Annotated in this window: 12 protein-coding genes; 7 read left to right on the plus strand and 5 right to left on the minus strand. The window is 39.4% G+C overall.

Annotation, left to right across the window (positions count from 1 at the left end):
- Positions 1 to 391: 391 nt before the first annotated feature.
- The 5 genes from OOZ15_RS16280 to OOZ15_RS16300 all read left to right on the plus strand — a co-directional run bounded on the left by OOZ15_RS16280 (position 392) and on the right by OOZ15_RS16300 (position 8,582).
- Complete coding sequence (locus OOZ15_RS16280; protein ID WP_265957511.1) at positions 392 to 1,342, plus strand: phosphoribosylaminoimidazolesuccinocarboxamide synthase; 951 nt, start codon at positions 392 to 394, stop codon at positions 1,340 to 1,342.
- Positions 1,343 to 2,065: 723 nt separating this feature from the next.
- On the plus strand, positions 2,066 to 2,326 hold the full coding sequence (locus tag OOZ15_RS16285; RefSeq protein ID WP_265957500.1) for a DUF4212 domain-containing protein: 261 nt from the start codon (positions 2,066 to 2,068) through the stop codon (positions 2,324 to 2,326).
- A 70-nt stretch (positions 2,327 to 2,396) separates the two neighbouring features.
- Entirely contained in the window at positions 2,397 to 4,109 is a 1,713-nt protein-coding gene (locus tag OOZ15_RS16290) for a sodium:solute symporter family protein (RefSeq protein ID WP_265957501.1), read from the plus strand.
- A 46-nt stretch (positions 4,110 to 4,155) separates the two neighbouring features.
- On the plus strand, positions 4,156 to 6,063 hold the full coding sequence (gene acs / locus OOZ15_RS16295) for an acetate--CoA ligase (RefSeq protein WP_265957502.1): 1,908 nt from the start codon (positions 4,156 to 4,158) through the stop codon (positions 6,061 to 6,063).
- A 398-nt stretch (positions 6,064 to 6,461) separates the two neighbouring features.
- Positions 6,462 to 8,582: a thioredoxin domain-containing protein gene (locus OOZ15_RS16300; RefSeq protein ID WP_265957503.1), complete on the plus strand. Its 2,121-nt coding sequence runs from the start codon at positions 6,462 to 6,464 to the stop codon at positions 8,580 to 8,582.
- Positions 8,583 to 8,743: 161 nt separating this feature from the next.
- Here OOZ15_RS16300 and OOZ15_RS16305 read toward each other — a convergent pair whose 3' ends face one another.
- Positions 8,744 to 9,619 (minus strand): DUF808 domain-containing protein, encoded by an 876-nt coding sequence (locus tag OOZ15_RS16305; RefSeq protein ID WP_265957504.1) that lies wholly within the window; start codon positions 9,617 to 9,619, stop codon positions 8,744 to 8,746.
- Positions 9,620 to 9,759: 140 nt separating this feature from the next.
- Here OOZ15_RS16305 and OOZ15_RS16310 point away from each other — a divergent pair, with 140 nt between their 5' ends.
- Positions 9,760 to 10,488, plus strand: a complete 729-nt coding sequence (locus OOZ15_RS16310; RefSeq protein ID WP_265957505.1) for a superoxide dismutase — start codon at positions 9,760 to 9,762, stop codon at positions 10,486 to 10,488.
- Positions 10,489 to 10,509: 21 nt separating this feature from the next.
- On the opposite strand, the gene OOZ15_RS16315 is transcribed toward OOZ15_RS16310, so the two are convergent.
- From OOZ15_RS16315 to OOZ15_RS16330, 4 genes are all read right to left on the minus strand, one after another.
- Complete coding sequence (locus OOZ15_RS16315) at positions 10,510 to 11,175, minus strand: 3'-5' exonuclease (RefSeq protein ID WP_265957506.1); 666 nt, start codon at positions 11,173 to 11,175, stop codon at positions 10,510 to 10,512.
- Entirely contained in the window at positions 11,172 to 13,097 is a 1,926-nt protein-coding gene (locus OOZ15_RS16320) for a DUF294 nucleotidyltransferase-like domain-containing protein (protein WP_265957507.1), read from the minus strand. Before OOZ15_RS16320 ends, OOZ15_RS16315 begins: the two co-directional genes overlap by 4 nt.
- A 209-nt stretch (positions 13,098 to 13,306) precedes the next feature.
- On the minus strand, positions 13,307 to 13,861 hold the full coding sequence (locus tag OOZ15_RS16325; protein ID WP_265957508.1) for an NUDIX hydrolase: 555 nt from the start codon (positions 13,859 to 13,861) through the stop codon (positions 13,307 to 13,309).
- Positions 13,862 to 13,876: 15 nt separating this feature from the next.
- Entirely contained in the window at positions 13,877 to 14,965 is a 1,089-nt protein-coding gene (locus OOZ15_RS16330) for a M42 family metallopeptidase (protein WP_265957509.1), read from the minus strand.
- A gap of 327 nt (positions 14,966 to 15,292) precedes the next feature.
- On the opposite strand from OOZ15_RS16330, the gene OOZ15_RS16335 reads away from it, so the two are divergent.
- Positions 15,293 to 15,913, plus strand: coding sequence for a DUF4294 domain-containing protein (locus tag OOZ15_RS16335; RefSeq protein WP_265957512.1), 621 nt, complete (start codon positions 15,293 to 15,295; stop codon positions 15,911 to 15,913).
- Positions 15,914 to 16,218 lie beyond the last annotated feature (305 nt).

Genomic DNA, 16,218 nt, shown 5'->3' on the forward strand with positions numbered 1-16,218 from the left:
TTAATCAATTGTCCCCTTGAGGGGACCTTAAGGGTGTAAAATTCCGAACTCTTGGTTTTGTCATGACCTATCTTAATTTCCCCATGCGCTGGTTGGCTCCATCGCTAAAAACATCCACCGGATGTTTTTTTAACGCTCGGCCCTCCTTGAGGACAAACAGAGTAGCAAAATATATTTTACTGTGAAGTTTGCTAGCGTAGCTCATTAGGGGTGTTTTCACGATATGTTATGTCAACCCTATTCAGAGTTGTACTCTCCCCCTTAGGGGGAGCTGGAGGGGGACATTGGAATTTGGTACTGGAACTTGGTGCTTGTTTTTTGGGATTTCTTCCCGACTCACATCATATTATCATGTATATTTGTGGCAGTAAAATACAATGATAAAATACCTATGGGCAATACGATTACAGACACCAATTTTGATTTTCCCGGACAAAAAAGTGTGTATAAAGGGAAAGTACGTGAAGTTTATAATATCAACAATGACATACTGGTTATGATAGCCACAGACAGGCTTTCAGCTTTTGATGTCATTATGCCCAAAGGAATTCCGTTTAAAGGACAAATTCTAAATGAGATCGCGACCAAAATGATGGAAGCAACTCAAGATATAGTTCCCAATTGGTTGGTAGCAACCCCCGATCCCAACGTGGCTGTAGGACATTTATGCGAACCTTTCAAAGTGGAAATGGTGATCAGGGGATATATGTCCGGTCATGCAGCTCGCGAATACAAAGCAGGAAAGCGCTTGTTGTGTGGTGTGCCTATGCCGGAAGGGATGAAAGAGAATGACAAATTTCCTGAACCTATCATCACGCCATCGACCAAGGCAGACCAAGGCGATCACGATGAAGATATTTCCCGTGAGGATATTTTAAAAAAGAATATAGTTACTGAAGAAGATTATCTGGTTCTTGAAAAATATACTAGGGCTCTTTTTCAACGCGGAACAGAGATTGCTGAAGCACGCGGACTTATTCTGGTAGATACTAAATATGAATTCGGAAAGACCAAAGACGGTAAGATCGTTTTGATCGATGAGATCCATACGCCGGATTCTTCGCGATATTTTTATGCTGAAGGCTATGAAGAACGTCAACAAAAAAGAGAACCCCAAAAACAACTTTCAAAGGAATTTGTACGCCAATGGCTCATTAGTAATGGTTTTCAAGGAAAAGAAGGGCAACAAATCCCCGAAATGACTGATGATTATATCAATACCGTTTCAAAAAGATACATCGAGTTGTATGAAAACATTACCGGAGAAAAATTTGTCAAGGCTGATGTTTCAAACATTCAACAACGCATTGAAAATAATGTACTGACTTTCTTAAAGGGGTAAAGCTATCTGAACTCATTTAAACTTTTTTGATTGAAGCGAAAAATAGGGATTTTTGCCCCAGATGAAGGCTTTTTTGCGCTGCATAGCCTTAGCTATGGAGCAAAAAAAAGACAAAATATGGGGTAAAAAGGTCATTTTGTAGCCAATTAGAGAAAGTTTAAATGAGTTCTATCTCTGTTGTCCATTTCACCTATCCTTATAGGTAATTTAACCCTCCTGAAACGTTACCGGACGTATCTACCGAGGCTAAGAACCTATCTTGAGCATTATTAAACGTATCTGTTGGGGTTCGGGACGTCTCCCGATACGTTGCTGGACGTATCTGATGGGGTAAATAACGTATCCCGATAGCTATTAGACGTATAAATATGATTAAATAACGTACCTGGATACGTTACGGGACGTATCCGACATGGTTATGAACCTATCCAGATACGTTATCGGACGTATCCATAGCTAGTGTGAACCTGCCTTTGTCGGTCTCCGGCTCCGCCAGTTGGCGGATCTAGCGATGGCTCGCAGACAGGCGTCACGCTCGTACTATCAAGATATTATAAGTTTAATGGTAATAATTTGTTTGAAAAACAATACACTTTTAACCTAATGTGATTTATTTTGCACCTTTATTAAATCATTAACCGTTTTATTATGAAAATCTTATTTTTTGATTATTTTTATCGTCAATCAAATAATAGTGATTTAGCTGAAAAACATATATAAAACATGACAGAGAAACAAAAACACGCTACTGCCTATTGGAAAGAGAACCTGAGATATTTGTTGATATGCCTTTCCATTTGGTTTTTGGTTTCCTACGGAGCCGGTATTTTATTCAAAGATGTATTGGACAATATTAAATTTATAGGATTCCCCTTAGGATTTTGGTTTGCACACCAGGGAGCCATATACGTATTCATTATCCTGGTTTTTGTATATGTTAGGTTGATGAACAAATTGGATAAAAAATATGGCTTTAACGAATAGCCCTGATAATAATTACCACAGAAAATAAAGCCCACTTAGTGGAACTAACCAACCAAAATTTAATTAAAACATGGATGTTCAAATCTGGACCTACATACTTGTAGGTATTTCTTTTTCTATATACATTGGAATTGCTATCTGGTCGAAAGCCAGTTCTACAAAAGATTTTTATGTTGCCGGCGGAGGGGTTTCCCCCTTGGCAAACGGAATGGCTACCGCAGCCGACTGGATGAGTGCTGCTTCTTTCATCTCCATGGCAGGCCTCATTTCCTTTATGGGCTATGACGGAGCCGTTTATTTAATGGGATGGACCGGTGGCTACGTACTGCTGGCATTACTCCTTGCACCTTATTTAAGAAAATTCGGGAAATTTACCGTACCCGATTTTATCGGTGACCGTTATTATTCCAGAACGGCCAGGCTCGTTGCGGTTATTTGTGCGCTAATCGTGTCCTTTACATACGTAGCCGGACAAATGAGAGGTGTAGGAGTCGTATTCTCACGATTTTTGGAAGTCGATGTGAATACAGGAGTGATTATTGGGATGATTATCGTGCTTTTCTATGCAGTTTTGGGAGGAATGAAAGGGATCACCTATACACAAGTAGCCCAATATTGCGTACTCATCTTTGCTTTTACCGTACCTGCAATTTTTATTTCGATACAAATGACAGGAAATCCTATTCCGCAGTTAGGCTTCGGAAGTACTGTAAACGATGGTTCGGGAATGTATCTGTTGGATAAGCTTGACGGACTCCAGAGTGAACTGGGTTTTGATAAATATACCGACGGAAGCAAATCGATGATAGATGTCTTTGCTATGACACTTGCTCTTATGGTGGGTACGGCAGGTTTACCTCACGTGATCGTAAGGTTTTTTACTGTAAAGCGTGTAAGGGATGCCCGTAAATCCGCCGGATTGGCTTTGTTGTTTATCGGGATTCTTTATACCATGGCTCCGGCAGTGTCGGTATTTGCAAAAACCAATTTGATAGAAACCGTAAGCAACCAACCTTATGAAGATATGCCTCAATGGTTTTCAAACTGGGAACAAACCGGATTGTTGAAGCATGAGGATAAAAATGGCGACGGACTTATTCAATATGTAGCCAATAAAGAAGAAAATGAATTGACCATAGACAATGATATTATGGTATTGGCAAACCCCGAAATTGCCCAATTGCCAAACTGGGTGATTGCCTTGGTGGCAGCGGGAGGATTGGCGGCAGCACTTTCTACGGCTGCAGGTTTGTTACTTGTGATCTCTTCGTCAGTATCACACGATTTAATCAAAAAGATGATAAAACCTGATATTTCTGATAAAGGGGAGTTATGGATTGCCCGTTTGTCGGCTACGGTTGCTGTGGTAGTAGCAGGGTACTTTGGAATCAACCCGCCCGGGTTTGTAGCGGCGGTGGTGGCTTTGGCCTTCGGATTGGCCGCAGCCTCATTCTTTCCTGCGATCATGTTAGGGATATTTTATAAGAAAATGAATAAAGAAGGTGCCATAACAGGGATGATAGTAGGTTTACTGCTGATGTTATTTTATATGTTGAAATTTAAGTTTGGTATCTTTGATGGAGGTAAAGAAGCCGTAGCCGGATTGGAATCCAAATGGTGGTTTGGGATTTCTCCTGAAGGCTTTGGTTCTGTAGCTATGGTGGTTAACTTTATCGTGTCACTGGTCGTTAATAAATTCACAAAGGAACCGCCTGAAGATGTACAGGAAATTGTTGAACACATCCGTATTCCTAGTGGAGCAGGTGAAGCGAGTGGTCATTAGGGTTTATGAAATAAAAAACAGCACAAATAAAAACTAGTAAATTACAATGAGTAATTATCACATTAAACATTTAGAAGAATACTATCAGGTTTATAGAAAATCAATAAGGAATCCCGAGGTGTTTTGGGAAGAAATAGCAGAAGAGCATTTCTTGTGGAGAAAGCGTTGGGATAAGGTGCTTAGTTGGGATTTTTCAAAACCAGAAGTGAAGTGGTTTGAAGGGGCTCAACTTAATATCACCGAAAACTGTATCGACCGTCACCTTGCTACTCGTGGTGATAAAACAGCCATTATTTTTGAACCGAACGATCCGAAAGAGGCGTCACAACACATTACCTACGGACAGTTATATGAAAAAGTAAATCAGTTTGCCAATGTGTTGAAATCCAAAGGTGTTCGAAAAGGGGATCGGGTGTGTATTTATTTACCCATGATTCCTGAATTGGCTATTTCCGTTTTGGCCTGCGCGCGAATCGGAGCCATTCATTCCGTTGTGTTTGCCGGATTCTCGTCTACAGCTTTAGCGACCCGAATCAACGATTGTGATTGTAAGATGGTCATTACTTCCGATGGATCCTATCGCGGTAGTAAAACCATCGATTTAAAAGGAATTGTAGATGAAGCTTTGAACGATTGCCCCGGAGTGGAAAGTGTGTTGGTAGCCAAGCGCATCAATTCTGATATCAACATGAAGGATGGACGGGATTATTGGTTACAACCTTTGTTGGATGCTGCTTCTAAAGAGTTGAAAGCAGAGGTGATGAATGCTGAAGATCCGCTATTTATTCTTTATACGTCAGGATCCACCGGAAAACCAAAAGGAATGGTACACAGTACGGCAGGGTATATGGTGTATACGGCCTATACCTTTAAAAATGTGTTCCAATACCGTGAAGAGGATGTGTATTGGTGTACGGCCGATATTGGTTGGATTACCGGACATAGCTATATTGTCTATGGGCCGTTGGCCAACGGTGCCACTACAGTAATGTTTGAAGGGGTGCCGAGTTACCCAGATTTCAGTCGTTTTTGGCAGATTGTGGAAAAGCATAAAGTAAATCAATTTTATACAGCCCCGACAGCTATTCGTGCCTTGGCAAAAGAAGGGGTAGGGCATATAGAGAAAAGCGACCTTTCGTCTTTAAAAGTACTGGGAACGGTTGGTGAACCTATCAATGAAGAAGCATGGCACTGGTATGACGATAATATCGGAAAGAAAAAATCACCTATTGTAGATACTTGGTGGCAAACTGAAACCGGAGGTATTATGATAAGTCCGATTCCATTTGCAACGCCAACAAAACCAACCTATGCCACCTTGCCATTTCCGGGAATTCAACCGGCTTTAATGGATGAAAATGGGAATGAGATCAATGGAAATTCGGTAGAAGGGCGTTTGTGTGTGAAATTCCCATGGCCGAGTATGGCACGTACCATTTGGGGGAACCACCAACGTTATAAGGATACTTATTTTTCTGCTTTTGAAAACAAATATTTTACCGGAGACGGAGCTTTACGCGATGAAGTAGGCTATTACCGAATTACCGGACGTGTGGACGATGTGATCATCGTTTCCGGACATAATTTGGGAACAGCGCCTATCGAAGATGCTATCAATGAACATCCGGCCGTGGCCGAAAGTGCCATTGTTGGTTTTCCACACGATATCAAAGGAAATGCCTTGTATGGTTATGTGATTTTAAGAGAAACGGGAGAAAGTCGTAAACACGAAAACCTGCGCAAGGAGATCAACCAGATTATCACAGAGCAAGTTGGGCCTATTGCCAAGTTGGATAAAATCCAGTTTGTGCCCGGACTTCCCAAAACCCGAAGCGGAAAGATCATGAGGCGTATTTTAAGGAAAATCGCTTCCAAAGATACCAGTAACCTTGGCGATACTTCCACTTTGTTGAATCCTGAAGTGGTACAGGAAATTATGGATAAAGCTTTATAGAAATATGTGATTACAGATATCCGAATGATTTGGGAATTGACACAAGAATGAAGAATTGAAGAGGGCGCCTAAAAGAGACAAGAATTGTTGAAATTTGTCAGGTTGAGCCTGCCTTTATCGGTAGACAGGCGCAGTCGAAACCTATTATATTTAGTTCTCGATAAGCTTCGCTTGGTATCTTCAATTCAAAATATATTTTGAATCTTGATAATGCTCGAACTGACAGTAAACAATCTTTTTTAGATAACCTCTTTTTATAAAAAGAAAAATCAACTACCTTGGGGCAAGCTTGTCTACCGATAAAGGCAGGCCCGCAAGGTATTCAAACAAATAAATCTCACCCCATTTCGATGCAGAGAATCGGGGAATAAAACCCACTTAGTGGGATTCAAAAGAAAATGACAAGACGATTTCAAGCCATAATATTTATATTGATCTGGACACTAAATTCTTGTACGGGACAGGAGAACAAAAATAAAGACAGTGAGATGGATGAAGAGCATGCTTATACCAACAATTTGATTCATGAGAGCAGCCCTTATTTGCTGCAACACGCCCATAATCCCGTGAATTGGTATCCTTGGGGTGAAGAAGCGCTTCAAAAGGCGAAAGATGAAAACAAGTTACTTATCATTAGTATTGGTTATGCTGCTTGTCACTGGTGTCACGTGATGGAACACGAAAGTTTTGAAGATGAAGAAGTGGCCAAATTGATGAACGAGCATTTTATTTCCATTAAAGTGGATAGGGAAGAACGGCCAGATGTTGATCAGGTGTATATGAATGCGGCAAACTTACTGACCGGTCGTGGCGGTTGGCCCTTGAATGCTTTGGCGCTACCAGATGGGAAACCGTTTTATGCAGGAACTTATTTCCCTAAAAATGACTGGTTGAAAGTGTTGAATTATTTTGTTGATCTGAAAGAGAAAGACTTTGCTTCTATAAAAGAACAAGCCGAAAAAGTAACACAGGGCATTAATTCATTGGATAATGTTCCCTTACGCGATGATGAAATCACTTTTTCAATAGAAGATGTGGATGCGGCCTTTAAAAATATGAAGTCGAGGATTGACTTTAAGAAAGGTGGTAAAGTGGGGGCTCCTAAGTTTCCAATGCCTTCGATATGGGAATATCTCTTGCAATACAGTTATCTAAGCGATAATGAAAAAGCCTTAGAGGCAGTAACCACGACCTTAGATAATATGGCTTTTGGAGGGATTTATGACCATGTTGGAGGTGGATTTGCACGTTATTCTACTGATGCCAAATGGCATGTTCCGCATTTTGAAAAGATGCTTTACGACAATGCCCAGTTAGTTAGTTTATACTCAAAAGCGTATCAACGTACCAAAGATTCACTGTATAAAAAGACGGTGTATGAAACCCTTAAATTTATTGAAAGGGAAATGACTTCACCCAAAGGCGGGTTTTACTCTTCGCTTGATGCCGATAGTGAAGGTGAAGAAGGGAAGTTTTATGTGTGGACAAAAGCTGAAATTGAAGCCGAATTGGGAGATGATGCTCCTTTGTTTATCGATTATTACAATGTGAAGGAGTCTGGGAACTGGGAGCACGGTAAAAATATATTGTTCAGAAAAGAAACGGATAAAGAGTTTGCTTCTAAAAATGACATTTCAGTTGAAGAATTGCAAAAAAACATTTCCGAAGGAAAAAGTAAACTGCTTGAAGCACGCAGTGAACGTGTCCGTCCGGGATTGGACGATAAGATACTCACCTCTTGGAATGCCTTGATGCTTAAAGGTTATGTACATGCCTATCGGGCGTTCGATGATGATAAATTCCTGGATTCAGCTTTAAAAAACGCCAATTTTTTACTGAAGAACGCCATTGCTGAAGATGGGGAACTCACGCGTAACCATAAAGATGGAAAATCATCCATTCAGGCCATGATGGATGATTACGCCTTTGTTATTTCTGCCTTTCTAGACCTGTATCAAGCTACTTTTGATGAGAAATGGCTTGAAAAAGCAGATGTATTGACAACTTACAGTATAGAACACTTTTTTGATGAATCTTCCGGAATGTTCTTTTACACACATGATGATCATTCCAATTTGATTTCCCGTAAAATGGAAATTCCAGATAATGTGATACCGGCTTCTAATTCAGAAATGGCCAAGAATTTGTTATTCCTTGGAAACTACCTGTACAATGTTGATTACTATAAAAAAGCAAAACAAATGCTTAATAATGTGCAGGATGATGTGCGTCAGAGCCCTAATTTTTACTCCAATTGGGGTATGGTGGAAGCACATTTTATCCATCCACCTTATGAAGTTGCCGTTCTTGGAGATGATTACGAAAACGTAAGAAAAGAACTGGACAGGAATTATTTGCCACAAGTCCTTTTACTTGGAGGAAAGAATGAAGGCAATTTGGAGTTGTTGGAAAATAAACTGGTAGAAGACCAAACCACTATTTATGTGTGCCAGGATAAAATCTGTAAACTGCCTGTAACAGAAGTTTCAAAAGCCTTGGAGTTAATGGAGATTAAATAGGACAGAGCGTAAAGGAAGCGTAAAGGAGGTTCGCTAAAAAATTATTGTCAACATCCTATTTGTCCTAAATTTGTTCGCGTGGCAAAACAGACTTTCAATCTGCTGGAAACTTATGGATTTGAAATCTAATCTTTTAGCGAGCTTGGTTTATTTGAATTAGATCACTTAAAAAAGGAAATTACTTTTTTAATCCCTTTAAAAATAAGTAAGGCTACAAGTCCCACGGCCAAACCAATAAGAAACTCTCTGAGGATACCGGGCAAACTTTCCAAAACGTGGTGCAGTTGATCTATATTGTGGATAAAAATACCACCGGAAACCAAAAGCAAGGCAAGGGTACCGATAATGGATATACCTTTTACAATTTTGGGCAAAGCCCTAACCAAGGCATTTCCTATATGGTATAGAGCATTTTTCTTCCCTTCACTGGTTTTTATCAATCGCAAACCAAAATCGTCCATACGTACAATGAGGGCTACTAGTCCGTAAACACCAACAGTGGCTATAATGGCTACAATAGAAACTACTATAATTTGAATCGTAAGGGTTTTGTCCATAACCGTTCCCAAAGCGATGATCACTATTTCTACAGAAAGTATAAAGTCGGTCAGGATAGCAGACTTTATCTTTTTCTTTTCAAGGTCCAGGATTTCTTTTTCCGAGAAGTCCGTTTCTATTCCGGGGATGTCGGGATGAGAGTGATGTGGCACGAAAAATTCATAAATTTTTTCAGCTCCTTCAAAAGCCAAATACACCCCGCCCAACAACAACATGCCAGTAATGGCCGGCGGAAAGAAATAGCTTAACAAAAACGCAATTGGTAGAATAATAATCTTATTCACCAAAGAACCTTTGGAAATAGCCCAAAGCACAGGTAATTCACGAGAAGATACAAAACCAGAAGCTTTTTCGGCATTTACAGCAAGATCGTCGCCAAGAATACCGGCGGTTTTTTTAGTGGAGATCTTGCTCATTACGACCACGTCGTCCATTAGTGCCGAAATGTCATCAAACAAAGCAAAAAAGCCTGAAGCCATGAAGTTGAGTTGTGATTAATGATAAAATAAATGAGTCCCACTGCAAAACTCGTTCATTAGATTTTCTCTGTATTTTGCATCGGGAACTGCGTAAAGATATGTACTTTTATAAATATGAACAACCATAGAAAAAAACTAGAATGATGAACAGAAAAGAGTTTATAAAAAATTCAGCCATCATAGGTGGGGCAAGTATCTTACCCATTAACAGTGTGTTTTCGCAGAACGTTACCGAAAATGGTATTGACAAATTAGTAGATAACGATGGGAATTTTATTCAAAAATCACTACCGTATAACGAATCATTTTTAGAACCGCACATGGACGAAGAAACGCTTCATCTGCATTTTAAGTTCCACCATGGCGGTGCGGTAAAAGGGGCAAATAAAGATTTACAAAATATTAAAAAGCATTTGAAATCAGGAGACTTTGATCAAGCGGATTTATGGACACGAAAACTGTCCTATCACTTCTCCAGCCATGTTTTACATTCTATTTTTTGGACCAACCTCACCAACAAAAAAACGGAGCCCAAAGCAGAGCTTTTGAAGCAGGTGGAAAAAGACTTTGGTTCTTTCGACAGACTCAAAGCCTATATAGCAAAAGTTTCGAAGTCGGTTGAAGGTAGCGGTTGGGGCATTTTGGGCTATCAACCTTTTTCAGACAGTTTGACCATGCTACAGTGTGAAAATCATCAAAAACTGACCCAATGGGGTGTAATTCCGCTACTTGTAATTGATGTTTGGGAACATGCCTACTATTTAAAATACAAGAATAAAAGAGCTGATTTTGTGGATACATTGCTCGAAATCATCAATTGGGATAATGTTGCTGATAGGTTTGTGACAGCAAAACAACTGACGAAATAACTATTTTTTATGAATAAAAAATTAACGAACCCTAAAAAGATCCTTTAATTTCCCTTTTTCCTTTTTGTTCAATTTGGTAAGGATTTTTAAAAATGCAATCGCAGTGATCATGGCATCCCCGGCGGCGGTATGTCTGTCTTTTACTGAAATGTTTAAGTTTTCAGCTACTTGGTCAAGACTGTAATTCTTATCCCTGTCGATCAAGTTGGAGTTGATACGGGTGGCGCGGTATAAGGTCATAGTATCCAATACCCTGTTCTTCAGTTTTGGGAGACGAAGCCTTTTTAGCATTTGATTGATCATGGTGATATCAAAATTTGCATGATGGGCTACCAAAACAGAATTGCCGATGTAATCCAGAAATTGAACGAGCGCTTCTTCTTCAGTAAAGGTTTTGACCTTATCATTTTTTATAATCCCGTGTATTTTTACCGTCTCCGGATTGAATTTCTCTTGTTCGATATAAATTTCAAATACTTCGGAAATATCAATCACATTGCTTTGCAGGCTTACAGCTCCGATACATAAAACCCGATCCTTTTTAAAATCAAAGCCAGTGGCTTCGGTGTCGAGGATAACAAAACGGTTATCACCCACATATTCGGGAGGCTTTACTTGAAACAAAGCCTCGTATTTTTTCCAAAAATCAGGATGATTAGAAGGCTTTCTTTTGAAGAAACGTATCATATAAAACTGTGGACTTTAAAACGTAATTTGATCAATTCCTGTACTTCGCTCACTGTTTTGAAACAGCGTTTCAATTTTATTTTTTCTTCTTTTGAGAGTGTATCCAATTCAATAAACCGACCTGTGTCGTTATGTAAAAGTCCTTGCTTGGTTCTGAACTTCGACAAGGCCTTGGCGGTATACGAACACGAAAGATAGAGTTCTTTGTTCTGGGGCTCAAGTTCTGCCAGTTTTTCAAAACGTTCGGCCGTATTGTTGATGTTTTTGATTTTATGCTGAAGTATGAGAAGACGCCCGGCATCGGTAATAGGCATAATGGCTCTTTTTTTCAGATCAAAAAAGTCTTTGTATTCCCCGTTGGATTCCACCAAAAATTGCCTAAAAAACCCTAAAGGCGACGGATTCCGAAGAGCACTGGAAGCTAAAGCGGTCAAAAACAGCTGATTGTTGTCACTTAATTCAAAAATATGATCTGCAATCTGGTTGGTGAGTTCGATATCGCCATACGAAATATCATAATCGAAAAAGATAGAACACAGCAGGATCTCATCATCCCCGGGTTGTGTCATCCAATTTGTGAACTGTTCCTTCCATTCCGATAAAGACAAACACCATTTTGGGTTTCTGGCCATCATATCGGCATTACAATAGTCATACCCAATATTGTTCAAGCCTTTGTTAGCCTTTTTGGCGAGTTGGATATAATAAGCCCTGGTTTCTTCTTTGATATTGTCGGGCACATCTTCAAAAACAATAGCATTGTCCTGGTCGGTGTGCAGAAGTTGTTCTTTTCTTCCTTGGCTTCCGAGTGACATCCATGCAAATCGGGTAGGGGGAGGACTAGGCATTTTTTTGATGCTGCGCTCCAGCACCCTTTTGATGGTGGCATCGTTCAGTTCAAACATAATCCTCGAAACATGTGTCATAGGAATATCTTGCTGTATAAAACCATTCAACAAATGCATGATTCGCCCCCTAATGGATTTTAAAGTCTTGGTTTTGTTGGCTCTTTGGATAGCTTTTACTAATACCGCAGGGTTATTTCCTTGACTTACAACGATATCGTGTTCAGAAACAATCCCTATGGCTTTACTGTGGGGCGTTCCGTCTTTGGTGATGCAGATATGGCTTATTTTATGCTTCATCATAGCCACTTGTGCTTGAGCGATGGTCAAGCCTTTGGGGTAACAGATCACAGGCGAAGACATAATCTCTTTCACTGGGGCATCAATAGGGAAAAGCCCTATGGCGATGTTGTTTCTGATATCCTTATCGGTCAGAATTCCCAAAGGAATGTCGTTTTCGATCACCAAAATCGAACCCACACTATTCTCCGACATCATTTTTGCTGCTTTAGAAACGGGCTCGTCTTTACTGCAACTGATGATTTTTTTTACATAACGAACGGGTTGCAATTCGTATAATTCAGCTGTGTTTTGTACCATTTCCTCATCAGAATACAATTTTCCGCGATGTTCTCTTGAATACGGGGTTTCTGTATTGGATGCAAAGTTTTCGATCAAGAATTGGCCAACCCTGTAATTTTTTTTGACGATGGGTTTGAACGTATCTATTGGAATGGCATACAAAATCGATTCTTCATCGGTAATGGCACTCATCATATAATTTTCATGGGCAAACAACGGACGAAGTCCAAAGATATCCCCTTCGTCACATTTGTCTAAAGTTGCTACAACTTCATCATCTTTTCGCTGTATGGATACCGCCCCTTTGTGAACCACATAAAATTGTGAATGCCCTGTATCATCCTGTTTGAAGATCGTTTCTCCCTTTTGCGCATAAACCACCTTAACCCCACCGGCAATTTCAAGAAGCTGATCGGGTTTCAACACTTCAAAAGGAGGGAAGCGTTTTAAAAAATCCGCTATTCGTTCTGCTATGGTGTTTTTCGTCTTTTGCATATAGCTAATTTAAACAAAAAGAGGTTGTCTAAAAAGATTGTTTTTTGTCAGTTCGAGCATTATCAAGATTCAAAATATATTTTGAATTGAAGATACCAAGCGAAGCTTATCGAGAACTAAATGACTGTTGAAAATCAGGAGGTTTCGACTGCGCTCAACCTGACATATTCAGTTAAAATTACTTTTTAGACAACCTCGTTTGTGGAGGGTTATTGTTTTATCTTTTTCTGAATGGCTGTAAAAACCAGTTCAATATAATCCGATTGAAAAGGGACATAGTCTTTTAACAGTGAAGGATCATTCATGGCAGACAAATAGGTATCGACATTGACCAATTTGATGGCTGCAAGTTCACTTTCCTGAATTTTTAATTGTTCGATAGGAACTTTTAACTCCACTATATATATATGGTGAAATTCACAATCGATCAAATCTTTGCTATGAACCCTGGACGATCGATAGATTCCTGTTTTTTCCAATTCGTTTTCATTTATTGAAAGCCCGATTTCCTCTTCAATTTCCCTAATTGCTGAAGAAAGGGGATGCTCTCCGGCAGTAATATGCCCGGCCACAGACACATCCCATCTGTTCGGGTAAGTCTTTTTGTTTGCAGCCCTCTTCTGAATAAGGATTTTTCCGTCTTCGGTATAGATCCATATATGAACCGTAGGGTGAAACAGTCCTTTTTTGTGGGCTTCAGACTTTAAAAGCACTTTTCCGGTCGGATTACCTTCACTATCTAATATGTCAACTAATTCATCCAAAAAAATGAGATTTACTTAATCAAAATAACTGAATGATTGGTTTGCTTTTATTTTTAATAATGTTTCATAAATCAGCTGAATCACACTCTCCACATCATCCTTATGAACCGTTTCCACCGTTGTGTGCATATAGCGGAGTGGTAGCGATATCAATGCTGAAGCTACACCGCCGTTACTATACGCAAAGGCATCGGTATCTGTACCTGTAAACCTGGACGCAGCCATCCGTTGGAATGGGATTTTCTTTTCTTCAGCGGTTTCGATAATGAGTTCCCGTAATTTGTTCTGCACTGCCGGAGCGTATGAAATAACAGGACCTTTCCCGATTTCGGTATGACCTTGTGTTTTTTTTTCAATCATCGGGGTTGTGGTGTCATGGCAAACATCGGTGACAATAGCCACGTTGGGTTTAATGGTTTGTGTGATCATTTCGGCACCTCTTAAACCAATCTCCTCCTGAACAGAATTTGTGATGTAAAGTCCGAATGGCAACTCTTGTTTATTCTCGTGCAATAAACGGGCTACTTCGGCAATCATAAATCCACCGGCACGGTTGTCAATGGCCCTACATACAAATTTGTCCTTGTTCATCACAAAGAATTCATCCGGATAGGTGATAACACAGCCCACATGAACCCCCATTTTTTCAACTTCCTCTTTATCTTTGGCACCTATATCGATAAAAATGTTGTCGAGTTTAGGCGTTTTTTCCTTTTCATCTTTTCTGGTATGTATGGCCGGCCAGCCAAAAACACCTTTTACGATACCTTTTTTAGTATGGATGTTTACAACTTTTGACGGTGCGATTTGATGATCGCTTCCTCCGTTCCTTATCACATATATAAGTCCGTTGTCCGTGATATAATTCACATACCAGGAAATTTCATCAGAATGTCCTTCGATAACCACTTTATATTTCGCCTTGGGATTGATAACCCCAACGGCAGTTCCGTAGGTATCGGTAATAAAGGTGTCAACATAAGGTTTCAAATACTCCATCCATAGTTTTTGTCCTTCCGATTCATATCCAGTAGGGGCAGCATTGTTTAAATATTTTTCAAGAAATTGGATAGATTTTTTATTGATGATTTTCTTCTTCGCCATATATTATTGTTTTAAGATCACGAAAATACTAATATTCACATACATTTGATGAAGTGATTTAAACTTTTTTGATTGAAGCGAAAATTAACCATTTTGAGTTGCATAGTAGCGCTCTGGAAGGAAAAAAAGACAAAAAGTAGGCTCAAAAGGGCAATTTTTTAGCCAATTAAGAAAAGTTTAAATCACTTCAATAAGCCCCCCTTAAGTAATTTGCTATTTTTGAGAACAGATTTTAATTTTTTTTTAGTGAGGTATCTGGTACACATATTATTTTTCTTTGGTTTTATCTATACAAATGCGCAAGTGAAAGATAGAGATTCTACCACTATGATTGAAACGGACTCCTTGTCAACTCAATATTATTTCTTTGAAGGGGATTCCATTCCGAGGACCTCTATTGAACTTGATCCGGTTTATGTTTTTCAGCCATTACGGTTTTCTTCCTATAAAGAAAAAGTACGTTATTATATATTGAAGCGGAAAACGATCAAGGTGTATCCTTATGCTAAATTAGCAGCTGAACGGCTTATGGAACTTACCGAACGCTTAGATAAGATAAAATCCAGATCCAAAAGAAGGCGATATACAAAGATCATTCAGCGCTATATCGAAGGTGAATTTTCAGAAGAACTGAAAAAATTAACCCGGACTGAAGGGCAGATCTTAGTAAAATTGGTGCATAGGCAAACCGGGACAACTACTTTTAACCTGGTTAAAGAATTGAGAAGTGGTTGGCGGGCATTTTGGTACAACACTACAGCGAGCATGTTTGACATCACCTTAAAGATTGAATATCAACCGGAAACCGTTCAGGAAGACTATTTGATTGAAGATATACTACAAAGGGCTTTTGCTTCAGGAAGGCTGGAAAGACAAGAGTCAGCCTTGGATTTTGATTATGCTGTATTAACCAACAAATGGAAACATACGCCGTTGACAAATAAATAGTTGCGTGTTTCATTTTTTTTATCTAAATTGGGTATCCTTTTTCTGCCAAATTTATTGAAAGGAAAATTATTTTCAATGAATGTTTTTTTGAGTTTAAATGAAAGCTAAAAATAACTTTTAAAATATTTTTAGTTCAATGTTGTTGATTATCAGTGAGTAGGAAAAATATTTTTAAAAACCCCAAAAAACATTTGGAAAAAGGCGGGGGAAGTTTCTATATTTGCACCCGCTTTCGGAAGGATGGTAGATGTAGGAGAGGGAGCGGAAGTTCATTGTACAGCGGGTTTTCGGGCAGTCGAGGGGGC

This window comes from Galbibacter kalidii (assembly GCF_026241135.1).
Taxonomy (GTDB): Bacteria; Bacteroidota; Bacteroidia; order Flavobacteriales; family Flavobacteriaceae; genus Galbibacter.